The organism is Streptomyces manipurensis (assembly GCF_049570255.1).
Lineage (GTDB): Bacteria > Actinomycetota > Actinomycetes > Streptomycetales > Streptomycetaceae > Streptomyces > Streptomyces manipurensis.
In genome coordinates, this window is the sequence record NZ_CP186950.1 from 1,540,060 (window position 1) to 1,560,669 (window position 20,610).

At 74.0% G+C, this 20,610-nt stretch carries 20 protein-coding genes; 4 read left to right on the forward strand and 16 right to left on the reverse strand.

All coding sequences use genetic code 11. The features are described 5' to 3' along the window. Positions 1–5: 5 nt before the first annotated feature. The 3 genes from argC to ACPU2J_RS07110 form a co-directional block, all read right to left on the reverse strand. On the reverse strand, positions 6–1,034 hold the full coding sequence (gene argC / locus ACPU2J_RS07100; protein ID WP_423832964.1) for an N-acetyl-gamma-glutamyl-phosphate reductase: 1,029 nt from the start codon (positions 1,032–1,034) through the stop codon (positions 6–8). A 219-nt stretch (positions 1,035–1,253) separates the two neighbouring features. Further along, on the reverse strand, positions 1,254–1,829 hold the full coding sequence (locus tag ACPU2J_RS07105; RefSeq protein WP_365078443.1) for a histidine phosphatase family protein: 576 nt from the start codon (positions 1,827–1,829) through the stop codon (positions 1,254–1,256). A 31-nt stretch (positions 1,830–1,860) separates the two neighbouring features. Then, positions 1,861–3,327 (reverse strand): PLP-dependent aminotransferase family protein, encoded by a 1,467-nt coding sequence (locus tag ACPU2J_RS07110; protein ID WP_420081326.1) that lies wholly within the window; start codon positions 3,325–3,327, stop codon positions 1,861–1,863. Between ACPU2J_RS07110 and ACPU2J_RS07115 the strand changes: the two genes are divergently transcribed. Beyond that, positions 3,326–4,237: a DMT family transporter gene (locus ACPU2J_RS07115; RefSeq protein WP_420081325.1), complete on the forward strand. Its 912-nt coding sequence runs from the start codon at positions 3,326–3,328 to the stop codon at positions 4,235–4,237. The genes ACPU2J_RS07110 and ACPU2J_RS07115 overlap by 2 nt on opposite strands. 52 nt (positions 4,238–4,289) lie before the next feature. Beyond that, on the forward strand, positions 4,290–4,487 hold the full coding sequence (locus tag ACPU2J_RS07120) for a DUF1918 domain-containing protein (protein ID WP_361605008.1): 198 nt from the start codon (positions 4,290–4,292) through the stop codon (positions 4,485–4,487). Positions 4,488–4,524: 37 nt separating this feature from the next. On the opposite strand, the gene ACPU2J_RS07125 is transcribed toward ACPU2J_RS07120, so the two are convergent. Then, entirely contained in the window at positions 4,525–5,763 is a 1,239-nt protein-coding gene (locus tag ACPU2J_RS07125) for a glycoside hydrolase family 10 protein (protein ID WP_420081324.1), read from the reverse strand. A gap of 139 nt (positions 5,764–5,902) precedes the next feature. Here ACPU2J_RS07125 and ACPU2J_RS07130 point away from each other — a divergent pair, with 139 nt between their 5' ends. Next, positions 5,903–6,796 (forward strand): 3-hydroxybutyryl-CoA dehydrogenase, encoded by an 894-nt coding sequence (locus tag ACPU2J_RS07130; protein WP_361605014.1) that lies wholly within the window; start codon positions 5,903–5,905, stop codon positions 6,794–6,796. 28 nt (positions 6,797–6,824) lie between these two features. Here the strand turns inward: ACPU2J_RS07130 and ACPU2J_RS07135 are convergent, their stop codons facing one another. The 9 genes from ACPU2J_RS07135 to infC form a co-directional block, all read right to left on the reverse strand. Continuing rightward, positions 6,825–7,361: an NUDIX hydrolase gene (locus ACPU2J_RS07135; RefSeq protein ID WP_420081323.1), complete on the reverse strand. Its 537-nt coding sequence runs from the start codon at positions 7,359–7,361 to the stop codon at positions 6,825–6,827. Positions 7,362–7,414: 53 nt separating this feature from the next. Further along, positions 7,415–8,755: a transcriptional regulator gene (locus tag ACPU2J_RS07140; RefSeq protein ID WP_423832965.1), complete on the reverse strand. Its 1,341-nt coding sequence runs from the start codon at positions 8,753–8,755 to the stop codon at positions 7,415–7,417. A 519-nt stretch (positions 8,756–9,274) separates the two neighbouring features. Continuing rightward, positions 9,275–11,803: a phenylalanine--tRNA ligase subunit beta gene (gene pheT, locus ACPU2J_RS07145; RefSeq protein ID WP_420081321.1), complete on the reverse strand. Its 2,529-nt coding sequence runs from the start codon at positions 11,801–11,803 to the stop codon at positions 9,275–9,277. After that, a complete protein-coding gene (gene pheS, locus ACPU2J_RS07150; protein WP_361605026.1) occupies positions 11,803–12,930 on the reverse strand; it encodes a phenylalanine--tRNA ligase subunit alpha in 1,128 nt (375 codons plus the stop codon). The genes pheT and pheS overlap by 1 nt, the downstream gene beginning before the upstream one ends. 153 nt (positions 12,931–13,083) lie before the next feature. Beyond that, a complete protein-coding gene (locus ACPU2J_RS07155) occupies positions 13,084–14,115 on the reverse strand; it encodes a sensor histidine kinase (RefSeq protein ID WP_361605047.1) in 1,032 nt (343 codons plus the stop codon). 265 nt (positions 14,116–14,380) lie between these two features. Further along, positions 14,381–15,241 carry a TrmH family RNA methyltransferase gene (locus ACPU2J_RS07160; RefSeq protein ID WP_361605029.1) on the reverse strand — a complete coding sequence of 287 codons (861 nt, stop codon included), beginning with the start codon at positions 15,239–15,241 and terminating at the stop codon, positions 14,381–14,383. A gap of 150 nt (positions 15,242–15,391) precedes the next feature. Then, positions 15,392–15,778, reverse strand: a complete 387-nt coding sequence (gene rplT / locus ACPU2J_RS07165; RefSeq protein WP_007263143.1) for a 50S ribosomal protein L20 — start codon at positions 15,776–15,778, stop codon at positions 15,392–15,394. 105 nt (positions 15,779–15,883) lie between these two features. After that, positions 15,884–16,078 carry a 50S ribosomal protein L35 gene (gene rpmI / locus ACPU2J_RS07170; protein ID WP_030770466.1) on the reverse strand — a complete coding sequence of 65 codons (195 nt, stop codon included), beginning with the start codon at positions 16,076–16,078 and terminating at the stop codon, positions 15,884–15,886. Positions 16,079–16,180: 102 nt separating this feature from the next. Further along, complete coding sequence (infC, locus tag ACPU2J_RS07175) at positions 16,181–16,882, reverse strand: translation initiation factor IF-3 (protein WP_361605032.1); 702 nt, start codon at positions 16,880–16,882, stop codon at positions 16,181–16,183. A gap of 324 nt (positions 16,883–17,206) precedes the next feature. Between infC and ACPU2J_RS07180 the strand changes: the two genes are divergently transcribed. Beyond that, positions 17,207–17,584 (forward strand): DUF1844 domain-containing protein, encoded by a 378-nt coding sequence (locus ACPU2J_RS07180; RefSeq protein WP_361605035.1) that lies wholly within the window; start codon positions 17,207–17,209, stop codon positions 17,582–17,584. 91 nt (positions 17,585–17,675) lie between these two features. On the opposite strand, the gene ACPU2J_RS07185 is transcribed toward ACPU2J_RS07180, so the two are convergent. The 3 genes from ACPU2J_RS07185 to ACPU2J_RS07195 are packed head-to-tail and all read right to left on the reverse strand — an operon-like array spanning position 17,676 to position 20,506. Then, positions 17,676–18,416: an SseB family protein gene (locus tag ACPU2J_RS07185; protein ID WP_420081320.1), complete on the reverse strand. Its 741-nt coding sequence runs from the start codon at positions 18,414–18,416 to the stop codon at positions 17,676–17,678. 21 nt (positions 18,417–18,437) lie between these two features. Then, positions 18,438–19,703, reverse strand: a complete 1,266-nt coding sequence (gene mycP / locus ACPU2J_RS07190) for a type VII secretion-associated serine protease mycosin (protein WP_423832966.1) — start codon at positions 19,701–19,703, stop codon at positions 18,438–18,440. Next, positions 19,700–20,506: a hypothetical protein gene (locus ACPU2J_RS07195; protein WP_420081318.1), complete on the reverse strand. Its 807-nt coding sequence runs from the start codon at positions 20,504–20,506 to the stop codon at positions 19,700–19,702. Before ACPU2J_RS07195 ends, mycP begins: the two co-directional genes overlap by 4 nt. Positions 20,507–20,610 lie beyond the last annotated feature (104 nt).

The window sequence follows — 20,610 nt, forward strand, 5'->3', positions numbered from 1 at the left end:
GACGCTCACGGTGCGACCCCGATCGTCGAGAGCCCGAGCTGCTCGGGGAGCCCGAGGGCGATGTTCATGCTCTGCACCGCGCCGCCGGCGGTGCCCTTGGTGAGGTTGTCGATGGCGCTGACGGCGATGATCCGCTGGGCGGAGGCGTCGAAGGCGACCTGTACGTGGACGGCGTTGGAACCGTGGACGGACTTGGTGGAGGGCATGCGGCCCTCGGGCAGCAGGTGCACGAAGGGCTCGTCCGCGTAGGCCTTCTCGTACGCGGCGCGCAGCGATTCGGCCGTGGTGCCGGGCAGGGCCTTGGCCGAGCACGTGGCGAGGATGCCGCGGGCCATGGGGACCAGGGTGGGGGTGAAGGAGACGGAGACCCGCTGCCCGGCGAGCGGGCTGAGGTTCTGGACCATCTCGGGGGTGTGCCGGTGGCCGCCGCCGACGCCGTACGGGGTGACGGAGCCCATCACCTCGGCGCCGAGCAGGTGCGGCTTGAGGGCCTTGCCCGCGCCGGAGGTGCCGGTGGCGGCGACGATCACGGCCTCCGGCTCGGCGAGGCGCGCCTGGTAGGCCGGGTAGAGCGCGAGGGAGACGGCGGTGGGGAAGCATCCGGGGACCGCGATGCGCCGGGTGCCCGCCAGCTCCGCGCGGCCGCCGGGGAGTTCGGGCAGGCCGTAGGGCCAGGTCCCGGCGTGCGGGGCGCCGTAGAAGGCGTCCCAGTCGGCGGAGTCCTTGAGCCGGTGGTCGGCGCCCATGTCGACGACGAGGACGTCCTCGCCGAGCCGGGCCGCGACGGCGGCGGACTGCCCGTGCGGGAGCGCGAGGAAGACGACGTCGTGGCCGGCGAGGACCTCGGGGGTGGTCGGCTCCAGGGTGCGGCCGGCGAGGGGCACGAGGTGGGGTTGGAGGGAGCCGAGAAGCTGTCCGGCATTGGAGTTGCCGGTCAGCGCGCCGATCTCCACCTCCGGGTGGGAGAGCAGCAGGCGCAGGACTTCTCCGCCCGCGTATCCGCTCGCTCCGGCCACCGCTGCACGTACCACCATCGGACCCTCCTCATCGATGGCATGACTATACGTACGTCCGCACTTTTATGCAATGTTTCTGATCTCCGCGGGAGGGCCCGGCCGGAGGAACGGGCGCGCAGCGCGCCCCAGGAAAGATGTCTAGCAGGAAAGCCCCCGTTCCGGCGGCGATTCCGCCGGTCGCGTCCGGACCCGGCCCCGGAGTTGGACGGCGCCGGACCGTCGGGTGCCGGTACGCGGTCAGGCCGGGGGCTGCAGGCTGAGGTGCCAGTCGCCGGACCAGCCCGTCAGGGTCACCGTGGACAGCGGCCGGACGTCGACGTTCCAGTACGTCGGCGGGGGCGCCTTCAGCGCGTACACCAGGGCCGCCCGGACCACCGCGGGCTCCGCCACCGCCACGATCGCGCCGCCGTCCTCGGCGGGCCGGGTGTCGAGCCAGCCGCCGATCCGGGCGATGAAGGACAGCAGGGACTCCCCGCCGTGCGGGGCCGAACGCGGGTCGCTCAGCCACAGGTCCACCGCGGCGGGCTCGCGCGCGGTCACCTCGGAGAGGGTCAGCCCCCGCCAGCGGCCCATGTCGCAGTCGCGCAGGGCGGGCTGGGCCAGGGGCGCGTACCCGAGGGCCTCCCCGGTGGCCCGGCTGCGCGGGGTCGGCGAGCAGTAGCGCAGCTCGGCCGCGCCGAGCGGCACCAGACCGCGGGCGGCGGACTCCACCGACCGCCACCCGGCCCCGTCCAGCGGGCGGTCGTCGTCGAAGCGCTCGGCGAGCAGCGCGGAACTGCGGGCTGCGGCCACCAGCGAAACCCGAACAGGCATGCGGTGATGGTGGGCCGCGCACGGCGAACGGTCAAGCGTTCCCGGCCGGGACCCCGGACGGCCCGGACGGCCGGGCGCCCCCCGGACCGGACCGCAGCCGCCGTACGGCCTCGGCGAGTTCTCCCGGGCCCGAGACCCCGGCGAAGCTCAGCCGGACGTACGGGGCCGGCGGCTCGGCGCAGAAGTAGGGGCGGCCGGGAGCCACCGCGACCCCGGCCCGCAGGGCGGCGCCCGCGAACTCCGTCTCGTCGCCCTCCGCCAGCCGCGCCCACAACTGGTAGCCGCCCGACGGCAGATGGGGAAGGGTCAGCTCGGGAAGCTCCCGCCGCAGGGCGCCCGCGAGCACGTCCCGGCGGTGGCGCAGCTCGGCGGCGACGGCGCGCAGGTGGCGCGGCCAGGCGGGCGCGCCCACGAGCTCCAGGGCGGCCTCCTGGAGCGGCCGGGGCACGAAGAAGCTGTCCACGACCTGGATGGCCCGCAGCCGTTCCACGACGGGGCCGCGGGCGGCCAGCGCGCCGACCCGGAGGCTGGGCGAGGTGGCCTTGGTGAGCGAGCGGACGTGCACCACGACCCCCTCGGCGTCCTCGGCGGCCAGGGTCGCGGGCAGCGGCCCGCAGTCCTCGTGCGCCAGCGCCCGGGCGTAGTCGTCCTCGACCACGAACGCGCCGGCGGCCCGGGCGATCCGCAGCACCTCGGCCCGCCGCCCGGGGGCCAGCACCGCCCCGGTCGGGTTCTGGAACAGCGGCTGACAGACGAACACCCGCGCGCCGGTCGCCTCGAACGCGGCGGCCAGCAGCTCGGGCCGGACGCCCTCGGGGTCCACCGGCACGGGCACGGGCCGGCATCCGGAGGCCCGGGCGATGGCGAGCAGCCCGGGATAGGTCGGGGACTCCACCAGGATCGGGGCGCCGGGCGGGGCGAGCGCCCGCAGCGCGGTGGCCAGGGCGCTCTGCCCGCCCGCGGTCACCAGCACGTCGGCGGCGCAGACCGCACCGCCGATCTCCCGGGCGAACCAGTCGCGCAGTTCGGGCAGCCCCTCCATCGGCGGCCGCTCCCAGGCCCCGGGGCGCCGGCCGGCCCTCGCGAGGGCGGCGGCCATGGCCCGCTCGGGCTGGATCGACGCGTGCAGGTAGCCGCTGTTGAGCCCGATCACGGACGGCGGCGGCGCGGCCAGGCACGCGAGCACCCCGGAGGCGTCGACCGAACGCGGCACGATCTCCCCGGAGGCCTCCGCGCTCAGTGCCACCTCCTGCCAGGAGGTGTCCCCGGAGGCCGCGGCCGTCGTGCGCGGCGCGGCGCGGAAGGCCCCGGCGCCGGGCCGGGTGACCACGAGGCCCTCGGCGGCGAGCTGGGCCAGGGCCCGGGACACGGTGACGGGGCTGACCCGGTAGCGCTCCACCAGGGCCCTGCTCGACGGCAGCTTTCCACCGATCGAGTAGCGGTCCAGCTCGGAACGCAGTGATTCCGCCAGTTCCGTCACACTGCTACGCTCATACATGACAGCACAGAATAGCGCTACTCTCCCGGACGCGATAGCGGTCCAGAGCCCCCTGCTCCGCGGGACCGCGCTGGCCGGGCTCGGCGTCGTCGCCTTCTCCCTGACCTTCCCCGCCACCGCCTGGGGGCTGGAGAGCTTCGGCCCGTGGTCGCTCGTCGCGCTGCGCAGCGTCCTGGCGGCCGCGCTCGCCGGCGCCTTCCTGCTGGCCCGGCGGGTCCCGCTGCCCGCCCGCGAGCACCGGGCCGGACTGGCGGTCGTCGCCGGCGGGGTCGTGATCGGCTTCCCGCTGCTGACGACCCTGGCCCTGCAGACCTCGACCAGCTCGCACGCGGCCGTGGTCGTCGGCCTGCTGCCGCTGACCACGGCCGCGCTGTCCGCGGCGCGCACCGGGAACCGGCCGCCGCGGGCCTTCTGGGCGGCGGCCGTCGCGGGAGCCGTGGTGGTCCTCGGCTTCACCCTGGCACAGAGCGGCGGATCCCTGTCGGCCGGCGACGGCTACCTCTTCGCCGCGCTCCTGGTGTGCGCCGCGGGCTACACGGAGGGTGGGCGTCTCGCCCGGGAGATGCCGGGCTGGCAGGTGGTCGGCTGGGCGCTGGTGCTGTGCCTGCCGCTGAGCGTGGCCGGCGCCGTGCTGGGGCTCGCGTACGAGCCGGTGCACCTCACCGGCCACGGGCTGGCCGGGCTCGTCTGGGCGGCGGCCGGCTCCACCTTCCTCGGCCTGTACGTCTGGTACCGGGGCATGGCGGAGATCGGGGCGCCCCGGGCCAGCCAGCTGCAGCTCGCCCAGCCGCTGCTGACCCTGGTCTGGTCGGTGGCGCTGCTGGGCGAGCGGCTCTCGCCCGCGGCGCCGGCCGCCGCCTGCGCGGTTCTCGTCTGTATCGCGGTCACCCAACGGGTCAAACAGCCGTAGAACGACCTAAACTGCTAGCACCGGATCGGAGCGCCACCGAGGGAGGTCAGTCATGCGAGCGACCGAGGGCGACCAGCTGGTGCAGCACGGCAGGATCGTCGGACAGCACGACAAGGTGGGCGAGATCACCCAGGTGCTCGGAGAGAACGGAACCCCCCCGTACCGGGTCCGTTTCGAGGACGGGCACGAGGCGCTGATGGCTCCCGGACCCGACTGCACGGTCCGCCACCCCGCAGAGCCCAGCCACTGAACCGGACAACCGGACCGGGCAACGACCGGGCACCGGATCAGCGCGGCGGCACCGCCGAGCCGTAGTGGTCGGCGACCACCCGCGCCATCGCACCGTTGGGGTCCGTGGCCACCTGCTTCGCCGAGAAGTAGACGTGGCCGCGGACCTCCGGGTATCCGCGGGCGAACCGGACGTGCTCGGACAGCTCCGCCGGATCGCGCCAGGCCGCCGTGGGGCTGTTGCGGTCGCAGCGGTAGAGCCCCTCCCCCACGTACAGGTCGACGCCGGTGCCCGCGACGGTCCGGGCCCACCAGGGGACGAGCACCGCGTAGTCGGCCGTCGGGTGCCCGATGTGCCAGTACGCCTGCGGCACGACGTAGTCGATCCAGCCCTGCCTGACCCACTTGCGGGTGTCCGCGTAGAGCTCGTCGTAGGCGGCGAGCCCGCGCGTCTGTGATCCGGCCGGGTCCCGGTCGGAGTTGCGCCAGATCCCGAAGGGGCTGATCCCGAAGCGGACCGCGGGCCGCAGGGCCCGCAGCCGTTCGGACATCTCCTTCACCAGGGTGTCGGTGTTGTTGCGGCGCCAGGCCGCCCGCGAGGAGAAGCCGGCCCCGTGCTCCTCGAAGGCCGCGTCGTCGTCGAAGTACTCGCCGTCGACCGGGTAGGGGTAGAAGTAGTCGTCCCAGTGGACGGCGTCCAGCGGGTAGCGGGTGACCGCGTCGAGCATGGCGTCCTGCACGAAGCGCCGCACCTCGGGCACCCCGGGGTTGTAGTAGAGCTTCCCGCCGTACGCGACCGTCCAGCCGTCCTGCCGCGCCGGGTGACCGGGCACCAGCCGGTCGAGGTCGGCGTGGTTGGCCACCCGGTAGGGGTTGAACCACGCGTGCAGCTCCAGACCGCGGGCGTGCGCCTCGGCCACCGCCGTGCCCAGGGGGTCCCAGCCCGGGTCCACGCCCTGCTGCCCCGTCAGCCACTGCGACCAGGGCTCGAACGGCGAGGGCCACAGGGCGTCGGCCGCCGGCCGGACCTGGAGGATCACCGCGTTGAGCCGCCGGCGGACGGCGGTGTCGAGCAGGGCCAGCAGCTCCTTGCGCTGCGTGGCGGCCGACAGCCCGGTGCGCGAGGGCCAGTCCACGTTCGAGACGGAGGCCACCCACATCCCCCGGAACTCCGCGGCACCCGCGCCGCCCGGCAGCGGGCCCGCGCTCCGCGGCCCCGCCAGCGCCGTCCCCCCGGTCGCGGCGGCGATCACCCCCGCCGCTCCGGCCAGCAGCGCCCGTCGACCGATGTACGCCATGTGATGACTCCGTTTCACTGAGTGACATTGAACGGTGTTCGCTCAGCATGCCCGCCCCGGGCCGCCGTCCCGCGCAAGGTCGGGAGTAACGTCGGGGGGCGTGGCGGGCGCCGGAATCGTACGGGGGACCCGCCGACGGATGAGCTGCGAAAGGCACGAAGTGACTGACCTCCCTTCCGACATCACACGGGTCGGCGTAGTGGGCTGTGGCCAGATGGGTGCGGGTATCGCCGAGGTGTGTGCCCGAAGCGGCCTTGAGGTCAAGGTCGCCGAGACCACCGGCGAAGCCCTGGAGATCGGCCGTACCCGGCTGCACAACTCCCTGACCAAGGCCGCCGAACGCGGCAAGATCACGGAGGAGGAGCGGGACGCCACCCTGGCCCGCCTCACCTTCACCACCGACCTCGGCGAGTTCGCCGACCGCGACCTCGTGATCGAGGCCGTCGTCGAGAACGAGCAGGTCAAGACCGAGATCTTCCAGATCCTCGACCAGGTGATCACCCGCCCGGACGCGATCCTCGCCTCCAACACCTCGTCGATCCCGCTGGTCAAGCTGGCCGTGGCCACCTCGCGCCCCGACCAGGTCATCGGCATCCACTTCTTCAACCCGGCCCCGGTCCAGAAGCTCGTCGAGCTGATCCCGGCGCTCACCACGGGCGAGGAGACGGTCAAGCGCGCGGAAGCCCTGGTGCGGGACGTGCTCGGCAAGCACGCGGTCCGCGCCCAGGACCGTTCCGGCTTCGTCGTCAACGCCCTGCTCGTCCCCTACCTCCTGTCCGCGATCCGCATGTTCGAGTCGGGCATCGCCAGCCGCGAGGACATCGACAACGGCATGGAGCTCGGCTGCGCCCACCCGATGGGCCCGCTGAAGCTGTCGGACCTGATCGGCCTGGACACCATCGCCTCCATCGCCGACTCGATGTACTCCGAGTACAAGGAGCCCCTGTACGCCGCTCCGCCGCTGCTCCAGCGGATGGTCGACGCGGGCCGCCTGGGCCGCAAGACGGGCGCGGGCTTCTACCCGTACAGCTGACCCGCCCGCCGGCCCGCGGGGTCTGCGTTCAGGTCCTGCCCAACCGCAGATGGTGCAGCAGGAGCAGCCCGGCCGCCATGTTGGCGGCCGGGATCTCCCCGCGCGCGATCATGTCCGGCACCAGCTTGAGCGGGACCCACTCCCGGCGCGAGGACTCGAAGTCGTCCTCGGGGTGGCCGGTGTAGGTGGCCCCGTCCGCCCAGTACAGGTGGTGGCGGGCGTCGGTGAGGCCGTTGGAGGGTTCGACGGTCATCAGGTGGTGGAGCGGGCCGGGCCGCCAGCCCGACTCCTCCTCCATCTCGCGGGCCGCGGCGGCCGCGACGTCCTCGCCGTCCTCCACCACTCCGGCGGGCAGTTCCCAGCCCCAGCTGTCCGTGATGAACCGGTGCCTCCACAGCAGCAGCACCTCGTCGGCCTCGTTGACGGCCGTCGCCACGGCGACCGGGCGCAGCCGGATCACGAAGTGGTCCAGGTGCCGCCCATCGGGGAGTTCGACATCCGCGAGGTTCACGTGGAACCAGCGGTTCTTGTACACGGTCTGCTCACTCAGGTTCGTCCACTGCACGACTGTGCCACCTTTCGTTCGAGTAGGTGGCAAACATGGCACCAGCTCACCTGTCACAGCGGAACGCGCAGCGCCCCGTCGATGAGCTGCGCGGTCTCCCGCGCGTCCGAACAACCGCTGGTCAGAAGCTGTTCGCGGACCGTCCGCAACCGGTCGCGCAGCCTCAGCGACTCCATGCCCCGGGCCCGCTCGGCCATCTCGGCCGCACCCGCCGCCGCCCGGTCCGGCTCCCCCTGGCGCAACTGGATCTCGCACAGCATCGCCAGCCGGTGCACCCGGCCCCGGTCGTGCGCCGGAGTGCCCACGGCGGCCGCCGCCTGCGCCCGTGCCGCGTCCAGGTCCCCCAGGCTGAGCAGGGCCTCGGCCACCTGTACGTTGACCAGACCCGGCTGCACGTAGCCGGTCTCGTCCGGTTCGCTCCCCGGGCTGATCTGCGCCGCCGCCTCCTCGGCCCGCCCGATGCAGGCCAGCGCCGCCCGGGAGTCGCCGAGTTGTGCGTACGCCTTGGCCTGCATCGCGTAGAGGTCGGCGGTGAGGGCCGCGGTGGTGTGCCCGCCGGCGGCGCGCAGCGCTGCCTCGGCGAAGGCGACGGCCTGGCGGTACTCGCGCAGGTGCAGGGACTGGTTGACGATCAGCGCGATGACGTAGGCGCCGAGCCCCCGGTCCCCGCTCGCCTTGGCCAGCCGCAGCGCCTGGTGGAAGTAGCGCTGGGCCAGCCCGTGCGCGTCCGAGTCGTACGCGCAGATCCCGGCCACCGCCACCAGCGATCCGGTCGCCCGGTGCAGTTGGCGGCCGAGGCCGTCGGAGTAGCTGCCCCGCAGCATGGGCGCCGTCTCGCTGCCGAGGAACCGGACGATCCGGTCGCGGGTGGCGAGCCCGCCCGCCCGGCGGTACATCAGCTCGTAGTGGGCGCGGGCGGTTTTGAGGACCTCGATGTGCTCGGGCCCGATCCGGTGCGGCCCCTCGCGCGAGACGTCGGCGTCCTCCGGCGGGTTCTCCCACTCCCAGACCGGGATGACGGCCGGTGTACCGGTGACCGCCTCCGCCGCGAGGAGCTGCGGCCGTGCCTGTCCGTCCGAGCGCCACAGGGCGGCGGCCCGGTCCACGAACCCGCTGAGCTGGGAGGCGTGCGGGGACGGCGGCCGGTCCGGCAGGCCCAGCCCGACGTCGTCCAGGGCCACGGGCCGGCCGAGCCGCCGGCCCAGCACCTCGCAGATCAGGTCGGGGACCTGGCCGCGCGGGCGCTGACCCTTCAACCACCGGGTGACGGCGGTGTGTTCGTAGCGCAGGGCGAGGCCGCGGGTGCGGCCCGCCTGGTTCACGTGCGCGGCCAGTCCCGCGTGGGACATGCCCGCCTCGGAAAGGAGGGCGTCGAGCAGGACGTTTGGCTGCATGGGCCGCTCCTGTGGCTCGTCGGTCTCAGGCTAGTGGGTGCGCGGTTCACACGGGGTGTGAAGTGAGTACGCGCATAAATGCGATGCGCACTCTGCCGCACGGACCCCTGCTCGCGCTTCACTTGAGTCCCTCGCCAAGAGGAGCTCGGGTCGTCGGCTCCCCCTCGAACAGTGCGACGACCCGTCACCGCGCCGCCCGTTCTGCTGTCTGCCCGACACTCCACGGCAGGCGGGCGGCGCGCCCCGGTTCCGCCGACGCCCGGTTGGTCGCCGCGCCCCGGCAGGAACCGGACCGGACGCGTGCCGGGCCCATCCACCGGGCCCGGCACGCGTGTTCGCGGCCGGACCGGTGCGCCGCCGGCCGCGCGACAGGAAAGGTCACGGACCCGGACCGCCCGCGTTCTCACCCGGACGGGTGAGCGTCTCCCGGCCGTCCCGGAACACGCGCAAGGGGCGCACCCGGTGCTCCGGATGCGCCCCCTGGGCGTGTGACCCTCGAACCGTGCCGAGGACCGAGGGCTACGCGCCCCGCAGCACCGCCCCGGTCCGCTCGCCAGCCAGCGCCACCGCCGCGTCACGCGCGGCCGTGGACTCCTCTGCGGTCAGCGTCCGGTCGGCCGCGCGGAAGCGCAGCGCGTAGGCCAGGGACTTCTTGCCCTCGCCGACCTGCTCACCGGTGAACACGTCGAAGAGCCGCAGGGACTCCAGCAGCTCCCCCGCGCCCTTGCGCAGGGCGGCCTCGACGGAGGACGCCGGGACCGACGCGTCCACGATCAGCGCGACGTCCTGGGTCGCCACCGGGAAGGAGGAGATCCGGGGCGCCTGGAGGGCCTCGCCCCCGGCCGCCGCGAGGCGGTCCAGGTCGAGCTCCATCGCGCTGGTGCGGGCCGGCAGGCCCATCGCCTTGACGACGCGCGGGTGCAGCTCGCCGGCGTGGCCGATGACCTGCTCGACGCCGTCGAGCGTGACGACGAGCTCCGCGCAGCGGCCCGGGTGCCAGGGACCGTACTGGCCCTGGCGGACGACCAGCTCGGCACCGGCCTCGACGGCCAGCGCGCGGGCGGCCTGGACGGCGTCCGCCCAGTCGGCCGGACGGCCCTTGCCCCACCAGCCGGCCTGCTCGCGCGCACCGGCCAGCACCACCGCGGCGTACCGCGGCTGTGCGGGCAGGGCCGCGTCGAGGGTGGCGATCTCCTCGTCGGTGGGACGCCGGTCGACGGGCAGCCGTACGGCGACGCCCGGCTGCGCGGCGGCCCGGAAGACCGAACCGGTCTCGAAGAGCGCGAGATCGTGGCTGCCCCGGCTGTCGTTGCGGCGCAGCGCGCCGAGCAGACCCGGCAGCAGCGTGGTGCGCAGCGCCGGCTCCTCGTCGGAGAGCGGGTTGACGAGGGTGACGACCTGGCGGGTCGCGTCGTGCTCCGGCAGCTGGAGCTGGTCGAAGACGCCCTCGCCGATGAACGGGTAGTTCAGCGCCTCGACGTAGCCGGCGCCGGCCAGCGCGCGGCCCACCCGGCGGTGCAGCTGCTGCCGGGCGGTCAGACCGCGGCCGGACGGGGCCTGCGGGAGGGTCGACGGCAGGTTGCCGTAGCCCTCCAGCCGGATGACCTCCTCGGCGAGGTCGTTGGGCGCGGCGAGGTCGGGCCGCCACGAGGGGACGGTGACGACGAGCTCGTCCTGGCCGTAGACGTCGCAGCCGATCTCCTGGAGGCGGCGGACGACGGTCTCGCGGCCGTACTCCATGCCCGCGACGCGGTCCGGGTGGTCCGCGGGCATCGCGATGGTGCGCGGGGCGCCCGGCGCGACGACCTCGGTGACGCCGGCCTCCGCGGTGCCGCCGGCGAGCAGCACGAGGAGGTCGACGGTCCGCTGCGCGGCGGCGGCCGCGGCCTGCGGGTCGACGCCGCGCTCGAAGCGCTTGGAGGCCTCGGAGGACAGCTTCATCCGGCGGGCGGTGCGCGAGATCGACACGGAGTCGAAGTGCGCGGCCTCGATGACCACCTCGGTGGTCCCGGTGACGAGGCCGGTCGCCGGATCGGTCACGGAGTCCGCGATCTCGGTGTCGGCGCCGCCCATGACACCGGCGAGGCCGATCGGCCCGCTGTTGTCGGTGATCACCAGGTCCTCGGCGTCGAGCGTGCGCTTGACGCCGTCGAGGGTGGTGAACTTCTCGCCCTGCTCGGCCCGGCGCACGCCGATGGCGCCGTCGATGCGCGAGCGGTCGTAGGCGTGCAGCGGCTGGCCGAGCTCCAGCATCACGTAGTTGGTGATGTCGACGGCGAGCGAGATCGGGCGCATGCCCGCCTTCTGCAGGCGGCGCTGGAGCCAGATCGGGGAACGGGCCTCGGGGTCGAGACCGGTCACCGTGCGGGCGGTGAAGCGGTCGCAGCCGGCCGGGTCGTCGATCGTGACCGGGTAGCCGTACGAGTTCGGCCCGGGCACGTCGAGCAGCGCCGGGTCGCGCAGCGGCAGGCCGTAGGAGGTGGCCACCTCGCGGGCGATGCCGCGCAGGGACATGCAGTAGCCGCGGTCCGGGGTCACGTCGATGTGCAGCACCTCGTCGACGAGCTGGAGCAGCTCGATCGCGTCGGTGCCGACCTCGTGCTCCGGCGGCAGCACGATGATGCCGTGCGTGCCGTCGTCGCCCATGCCCAGCTCCTCGCCGGAGCAGATCATGCCGTGCGAGGTCTTGCCGTAGGTCTTGCGCGAGGCGATCGCGAAGTCACCGGGCAGGACGGCGCCGGGCAGCACCACGACGACCTTGTCGCCGACGGAGAAGTTCCGGGCGCCGCAGACGATCTCCTGCGGCTGCCCGGTGCCGTTGGCCGCGCCGACGTCCACCGTGCAGAACCGGATCGGCTTGCGGAAGCCCTCGAGCTCCTCGATGGTCAGCACCTGTCCGACGACCAGCGGGCCCTGGAGCCCGGCGCCGAGCTGCTCGACGGTCTCGACCTCCAGGCCGGCGTCGACGAGCCTGGCCGCGATGTCGCGACCGGTCTCACCCGCGGGGAGGTCGACGTACTCCCGCAGCCACGAAAGCGGGACCCGCATCAGATCTCCATCCCGAAAGGCCGGGTGAAACGAACGTCACCCTCGACCATGTCTCGCATGTCTTCAACGTTGTGACGGAACATCAGCATCCGCTCGATGCCGAAGCCGAAGGCGAACCCGCTGTACTTCTCCGGGTCCACGCCGCAGGCGGTCAGCACCTTGGGGTTGACCATGCCGCAGCCGCCGAGCTCGATCCAGCCCTCGCTGGAGCAGGTGCGGCACGGGCGGTCGGGGTTGCCCACCGACTCGCCGCGGCACACGTAGCACTGCATGTCCATCTCGGCGGACGGCTCGGTGAACGGGAAGAAGTGCGGGCGCAGGCGGGTGGTGGTCTCCTCGCCGAACAGCTCCTTGACCATGTGGTCGATGGTGCCGCGCAGGTCCGCCATGGTCAGGCCCTCGTCCACGGCGAGCAGCTCGACCTGGTGGAAGACCGGGGTGTGCGTCGCGTCGAGCTCGTCGGTGCGGTACACGCGGCCCGGGCAGACGATGTAGACGGGGGGCTTGCGCTCCAGCAGCGAGCGCGCCTGCACCGGGGAGGTGTGGGTGCGCAGCACGACGCCGGACTCGTCGCCCTCGGTGCCCTCGGGGCCCTTGACGAAGAAGGTGTCCTGCATCTGGCGCGCCGGGTGGTCGGGCGTGAAGTTGAGGGCGTCGAAGTTGAACCACTCCGCCTCGACCTCGGGGCCCTCGGCGACCTCGTAGCCCATGGCCGTGAAGATGTCCGCGATGCGGTCCATCAGCGTGGTCAGCGGGTGCCGGGCGCCCGCGGGCGTGCGGTCGTGGGGCAGCGTGACGTCCACCGCCTCCTCGACCAGCACCCGCTCGTCGCGCTCGGCCTCGAGCTCGACGGTGCGGGCCCCGAAGGCCTTGTTCACGGCGCCGCGGGCCTGGCCCACGCGCTTGCCCGCCTCGGCCTTGGCCTGCGGGGGCAGGGCGCCGATCTCGCGGTTGGCGAGCGCCAGGGGCGAGCGGTCGCCCATGTGCGCGGTCTTCGCCTCGCGCAGCGCGTCGAGGTCGCCGGCGGCCGCGAAGGCGGCGAGCGCCTCGTCCCGCATGCGCTCGATCTCTTCCGGTTTCAGTGCCTCGACCTCGACAGGGTCGTACGACTTGTTCGGTGCCGACATCTCTTCCCGTACTTCCGATGGCTGGCTGGTTGGGTCCCCCGGGCGACGCGCAGGACGCGCTCGGCACAAGGACACAAAGGTGCCAAAGGACGAGTCTAAGGGCCGCCGGGGGTGGAGAAGCCCGTGGGCCGCCCGACGAGACGCTCCGCAGGACTACTGCGTGAGGTACGCCGGGGCGCTCACGGGCAGGATAAATCGGAACTCGGCGCCGCCGCCGGGTCCGCGGCCGACGGTGATGGTCCCGCCGTGGGCCTCGACGATGCCCTTGACGATGTACAGGCCCAGGCCGGTGCCGCCGCGCTTGCTCCCCCGCCAGAAGCGGGTGAAGACGCGGGCCATCGACTCGTCGGGGATCCCGGGGCCTTCGTCGCTCACGGTGACGGCGGTTCCTTTCTCGTGCGGCGATACCCCGATGGTGACCGTTCCTTCGCCGTGCCGCACCGCATTTTCGAGGAGGTTGCCGAGAATCTGGTCGATCTTGTCGGGATCGGCCCACAGGTCGGGCAGCGGGCGGGCGACGCTGACGAGGAACCGCTCGGGTGCCTGGCCGTTCGCGGTGAGCGCCTGGACGTGCCGGCCGACGGCGGTGGCGATGTCGACCGGCTGGCGGCGCACCTCCAGACGCCCGGAGTCGATGCGCGAGATGTCGAGGAGTTCGGCGATGAGACGGGTGACCCGGTTGGCGTCGGCGTCGACCGTCTCCAGCATCAGCCGCTTCTGGTCGTCGGTGAACCGCTCCCACTTGGCGAGCAGCGTCGCGGTGAACCCCTTGACGGAGGTCAGCGGGGAGCGCAGCTCGTGGGCGACCGTGGCGATCAGCTCGGCATGGCTGCGCTCGGTGCGCCGGCGGGCCTCGGTGCCGCGCAGGGTGACCACGAGGCGGCGGACCGGGCCGGTGGGGTGGGTACGGACGTAGCTGGCCGAGACGAGCACTTCACGGCCGCCGGGGAGCAGCAGGTTCCGCTCGGGCTGCCCGCGGCGGGTGGCCAGTCCCCCGTACGGGTCGGTGAGGGCCCACCAGCGGCGCCCCTCCAGGTCCTCCAGCGGCAGCGCGTGTTCGATCGGGGCGCCGAGCGCCCGGTCCGGGGCCAGGGCCGTGATGCGCGCGGCGGCGGAGTTGAAGCAGATCACGCGGCCGCGGGCATCGGCGACGACGAGCCCGTCGGGCAGGCTGTCGGGGTCCATCCCGAAACCCGGGCCGAACGCGTCGGCGGGGGGGGCCCCGGGGACCCCGGCGGTCCGGCCGCCGCGGGCGCCGGAGGCCCGGGCCGAGTCCACCGCCTGCGGTGGCACACCGCTCAGCCCGTCGCCCGCGGCGGCGGCCTCGGGGGCGTCCCGGTACTGCTCCTCGGCCGCGCCGGCGGCTCCGGGCGAGCTGTTCGTACCCACGGTCATGTCCCCGTACCCCACATCTCCGAGTAGCGCAGTGGGCCCCCGGGCCGCCACATTACTAGCTGGGGGTCACGGAGCGGCACCCTCCGGGCGCCCGCTGTGCACGGGCGGACGCGTAGAGACACACGGCGGCGGCCGTCGCGAGGTTCAGGCTCTCCGCCTTCCCGTGGATCGGGACGCGCACCACGGCGTCCGCGAGGGCCCGGGTCTCCTCGGGCAGGCCCCAGGCCTCGTTGCCGAAGACCCACGCCGACGGGCCGCCCATGGTGCCCGCGTCCAGTTCGGCGTCGAGGTCGTCCTCGCCGGCGCCGTCGGCCGCCAGGATCCGTACGCCGGCCGCGCGCAGCCCCTCGACGGCCTGCTCCACCGGTACGCCGACCGCGACCGGGAGGTGGAAGAGGGAGCCGACGGAGGCCCGGACGGACTTGGGGTTGTACAGGTCGACGGAGGCGTCCGTCAGCACGACCGCGTCGGCGCCCGCGGCGTCGGCGCAGCGCAGCACGGTGCCGGCGTTGCCGGGGTCGCGGACGTGCGCGAGGACGGCGACGAGCTTGGGTCCGGCCTTGAGGATCTCCTCGAAGGGGGAGTCCAGGAAGTGGCAGACACCGACGAGCCCCTGCGGGGTGACGGTCTGCGAGACCTCGGCCAGCACCTCGTCGGAGGCGTGGTGGACGCGGGCACCGGCCTCGCGGGCCGCCTCGACGATGTCGGCGTAACGCTCCGCCGCCTCGACGGTGGCGAACAGCTCGATCAGCGTCGACTCCCCCGTGGGGCCGCGGTGCTCGACGGCCTCGCGGACCGCCTGCGGGCCCTCGGCGATGAACCGGCGCTCCTTGGTGCGGAAGTTGCGCCGCGCCAGTCGCCTGGCGGCGGCCACCCGCGGGGATCGGGGGGAGATCAGCTCGGCGGGGGTACCCATGGTCTCTGCGGTTCTCTCTCGGGGTTGCCGGAGCGCGCGCGGGCGCGGCCGGCGCGGGCGGACGGGGTGCGGGGCGAAAGCACACGGACCCGCAGGCGAATGCCTGCGGGTCCGTGGGGGCCGGCCGCGTGATCGCGGGCCGGCTAGCCCTTAGGCAGCGGCCTTGGGGGCGTTGACGTCGGCCGGGAGGGCCTTCTGCGCGACCTCGACCAGCGCGGCGAACGCGTTGGCGTCGTTGACGGCCAGCTCGGCGAGGATCTTGCGGTCCACCTCGATGTTGGCGGCCTTCAGACCCTGGATGAGGCGGTTGTAGGTCATGCCGTTCTGGCGGGCAGCGGCGTTGATGCGCTGGATCCACAGCTGACGGAAGTCGCCCTTGCGCTTCTTGCGGTCGTTGAAGTTGTAGACCAGCGAGTGGGTGACCTGCTCCTTGGCCTTGCGGTACAGGCGCGAACGCTGACCGCGGTAGCCGGAGGCCGCCTCGAGGATCGCCCGGCGCTTCTTGTGGGCGTTTACTGCCCGCTTGACGCGTGCCACTTTTTAACTCCTTGTAGCGGGGCCGTGGATGTCTTCACACGGCCCGAAATTCGATGGGGTCCCGGTCTGACGTGGATCCGCTCCCTGCACCGGGAGCGGAGGACGTCAGATGCCGAGAAGCTTCTTGATCTTCGCGGCGTCGCCGGGAGCCATCTCCGCGTTGCCGGTGAGGCGACGGGTCAGGCGGGACGACTTGTGCTCGAGCAGGTGGCGCTTGCCGGCGCGCTCGCGGAGCACCTTGCCGGAGCCGGTGACCTTGAAGCGCTTCTTGGTACCGCTGTGCGTCTTGTTCTTCGGCATGGCGCCGTTATCTCCTCGTCGGTGGCGCTCCCACCGGCCCAGTCTCGGACCGGCTCGCGGGAGCGTCAGTTGTGTGGGTGATCAGGGACGGGGTGTCCCGGATCAGGCCTCGGCGTTCGGCCCGTCGGCGTCGGCGGAGGCGACCTCGGTGGCGTCCTCGGCCGGCTCGGTCTCCTTCGCAGGAGCCTCGTCACCGGCCGCGGCAGCACCCTGGCGCTCTGCCTTGCGGGCGGCCTGCGCCTCGCGGGCTTCGGCCATGGCCTCGGTCTTCTTCTTGTGCGGACCGAGGACCATGATCATGTTTCGGCCGTCCTGCTTCGGGTTCGACTCGATGAAGCCGAGCTCCTCGACGTCCGAAGCGAGACGCTGCAGCAGTCGGTAGCCGAGTTCCGGCCGGGACTGCTCACGACCGCGGAACATGATCGTGATCTTGACCTTGTCGCCCTGCTTGAGGAACCGAACGACGTGACCCTTCTTGGTGTCATAGTCGTGCGGGTCGATCTTCGGCCGGAGCTTCATTTCCTTGATGACCGTGTGCGCCTGGTTCTTGCGCGCCTCACGGGCCTTCATGGCCGACTCGTACTTGAACTTGCCGTAGTCCATGAGCTTGCAGACCGGCGGGCGTGCGGAGGCCGCTACCTCGACCAGGTCGAGGTCGTACTCCTGCGCGAGCTCAAGCGCCTTGGCAAGCGGCACGATGCCGACCTGCTCGCCGCTGGGACCGACAAGCCGTACCTCGGGAACGCGAATCCGGTCGTTGATGCGGGGCTCGGTGCTGATGGATCCTCCTCGGTAGCACCACACGACTGCCTGGCAGACAGCCGCTGACGTGTATTTCCGTCAGACCGACCACAGCGGGAGAATGAAAAAGCCCCGCCGGGCACAGGCAGGGGCTCCAAAACAACCGGAACACCGCCGCATGCATCACGCGGGGCGCAAAATCGGGCGGCTTTCCATCGTCCGTACGGAACGATGGATGCCACCTGACCGGTGACCCGCCGCCCCGGAGGGTGGTCGGGTGGGAGAACGGAGCCTCCACTTGTGGGCCGGACACGCGAGTATCCGGCCGGTCGAGCTACATACTAGCACCCGCGATGCAAGCCCGCCGCACGGCATATCGTGGGGCACATGACTGACGCGACCCCCTCCACCGACCCCGCCGCCGACGGCGCCCCCGACTACGACGCCATGACCCGCGACATCGCGGACGTGCCCGCCGTCGAGGTCATCACCACGGTGGCCGTGCACCTCCTGAGCGCCGCGGCGGTCAACCTGGGCCTGGACAAGCCGGACTCCGAGCACAAGGACCTCGACGAGGCCCGCAAGCTGATCACGGCCCTCGCCGGCCTGGTCACCGCGAGCGCCACCGAGGTCAGCTCCTTCCACGCCGCCCCGCTGCGCGACGGCCTGAAGTCGCTCCAGCTCGCCTTCCGCGAGGCGTCCCTCGTGCCGGACGAGCCGGGCCAGGGGCCGGGCGAGAAGTTCACGGGTCCCGTTTTCGCCTGATCCCACCCGGGAGAAGGAGAGGCGGGTCACACAGGAGTCCCTGTGTGACCCGCCTCTCTTCGTTCCCGCCTGCCGCCCGTGGCCGACGCCCTCAGCGGGTGAACAGGGGCTCGCCGGGCGGCACCGGGGCACCGGCCGGCAACAGCGCGAGGTCGAGCCCGCGCACCAGGCGGGCCCGCAGGGTGGTGTCGGCGGCCAGTGCCTCGGCGACCCGGCGGGCCGCGGCCTGCGCCCCCGGCTCGACGGCCAGCACGATGGCCAGGGTGCCGTCGGCGTCCGCGCCGCCCGGCCCGAGGTGGGCGCCCAGCACGGCGGGCTCCGCCGCCACGGCGGCCCGTACGGCCTCGCGCACCGCGGGGTCGGCCAGCGGGTCGGCGTCCGTACGGCCCTCGGCGAGGGCCAGCAGAGCCGGGCCGGTCAGCTGGTAGGACACCGGGCCGGCGAGGTCGATGACCACCGTGTCGGCCTTCTCGTGCGCGGCGGCCGCCAGGGCCTGGTGCAACGGGACCGCCACCGGCCGGGCGGCCGGGTCCCACAGCGCCAGCGAGGCGGTGGAGGTGAAGGCGGGCAGGGCCCGCCGGTCGCCCGCGCGCAGGGTCGGGACGGCCATGTCGCTGGTCTTCTCCCGCCGGAGGCCGGTCTCCGGATCGGTCTCCACCTCGCCGAGCACGGCGACCACGGGCACCAGCAGCCTGGCGCCCTTGAGCGCGGCCAGCACCCGCGGCTCCTGCGCGCGGTCCCCGGCCCACGCGGCGAGGGCCGCGGTCAGCTCGGGATCGGCGGTGCCGTCGTCGTCGGAGAAGCCCGGGTCGGGAATGTTCTTGTTCGCCATGTTCGCCACAGTTACCCGACCCTACTGTGCCGGGGCGGGGTCCCCGCCCCGGGTACCCCGCCGCGGGCGCCGCGCCAGTACGGCCGCCAGGACCAGCAGCACCGCCCCCGCGACCGCGGCCGCCCCGGCGACCGGCGCGGACCCCCGGCCGGCCGGCCGGGCCGGTTCGGGACCCGGCCCGAAGTACGGGGCTGCGGCCGCGGCCGGAGCGGGCACCGCGGCCTCGGGCCGCAGGGCCTCGGCGGCCTGGAGGGCGGCGACGGGGTCCACCGTGCCGTACCCGCGGGCGTCGTCGCGGCCGCCGGCCGGCGCATCGGTGGCGGTGTCCTCCAGCAGCTTCTTGATCTGCGCCGGGGACAGGTCCGGGTGGGCCGCCCTGACGAGGGCCACGGCCCCGGAGACGAAGGCCGCCGCGGCGCTGGTGCCCCAGCCCTCGTAGTAGGACCGGTCCGGGTCGGCGATCACCACGTCGACGCCGGGAGCGCTGACGGTGGCGTACCAGTTGCGCGTGGAGAACTTCGCCTTGCGGCCGCGGCGGTCCACCGCGGTGACGGCGATGACCCCCGGGTAGGCGGCCGGATAGGAGACGCGGTCGCCGGACTCGCCGCCGTTGCCGGCGGAGGCGACGACCACCACCCCCTTGGACAGGGCGTACTGCACGGCCTCGTCCTCGCCCGCCTCGTGGTGGGCGGAGTCGCTGTCGTCGCCGAGGGACATGTTGATCACGTCGGCCCCGTGGTCCGCGGCCCACCGGATGCCCTCGGCCAGCGCGCCGCCCTTGCTCTCGCGCGCCCGGGCGCGGCCGGGGTCGCCCTCCTCCAGGATCACGCGGACCGGCAGGATCCGGGCCTGCGGCGCGATGCCGAGGACGCCCTGGGAGCGGCTCGGCCCGTGGCCGTGTCCGGCGATGATGCTCGCCATGGCGGTGCCGTGCCGGGCCCAGGTGCGGTCCCCGCGGCCGGCGCCCATGCCGATGAGGTCGTGACCCTCCAGGACCTGCCCGGCCAGGTCGGGGTGGGAGTCGTCCACCCCGGTGTCCAGGACGGCCACCGTCACGCCGTCGCCGCGGGTGGTGCCCCAGGCCTCCTCCGCGCGCAGGGCCAGCAGGCCCCACTGGCGGTCCCGGGCGGTGTCGGCCGCGGCCGGGGAGGCGGTGGCGGCGACGAGCAGGGCGGCGGTGGCGGCCAGGGCGGCGGCGCCCCGGGTGCGGACCCGGGCGGGTGCCCCGCGCCCGGGTCCGCCGGGCGGGCCCGGGCGGCCGAGGGGTCCGCGGGCGTCGGGGGTCATCGTGCGGGCTCCGGGGCGGGTGCGGGGCGCGGCGGGGCGGCGAGCGCGGCCAGGGCGTCGTCGATGCGGGCGGCGACCGCCTTGGCCTCGTGGCCGAGGCCGGCCCCGGCGACCGCTCCGGTGGCGTCCTTCGCGGCGGCCTCCTCGGCGGGCAGGGGCGCTTCCACGGGCCGGCCGTCGGCGAAGGCGGAGACCGCGTAGACGACCACGGGGGCCTCGTCGCTCACGGAGGCGGCCCACGCGGCGCGCCGGGTCTCGGCGAACCCGTAGGCGGGCGGGGCGGTGAACCGGCCGGCGAGGGCGGCCATGGTGGGGGCGTCCGCGGGGGTGAAGACCATGCCGACGGCGACCAGGGAGCTGCGGGTGGCGTCCGTGTAGGTGGCGCGGAGCACGCGGGTGCAGCCGGCGGGGGCCAGCACGGCCTGCCAGTCGGCCGCGAGGACGGCCGGGCAGTCGGCGTCGGGGGCGAGCGCGATCCGGGTCCAGGTCCGGTCGGCTCCGCCCGGGCCGGTCGAGGGCCCGGTGAGGACGGGCGGGAAGAGGCTGTCGACGGGGGCGGAGCGCCACAGCGAACCGGCCGTGCGGTAGGCGGCCGCGGCGCTCGGGGGGCGTTGCGCGGCGCGGTGTTCGGCCCAGGTGGCGACGGCGGCTCCGCCGACGAGGGCGCCGCCGAGGAGGAGGCAGGTGGCAGCGGCGAGGATCCGGCCGGGGCTGCGGCGCGCGCGGGCGGGGAGGTCCGGGGGCGGCGGGGACCAGGGGTCGGGCTCGCCCGGCAGTGTGGTCCGCGGTGTCGTCGTGGTCATCCGGCGGCTCCGCCCCCCGTTCCGTACGGCTGCCTGTCCGTACTCTACGGGGTTCGCCGCGGGGGCCTGCCCGGGCGGCGGGCCGGGCCGGGAGCCGCAGCGCG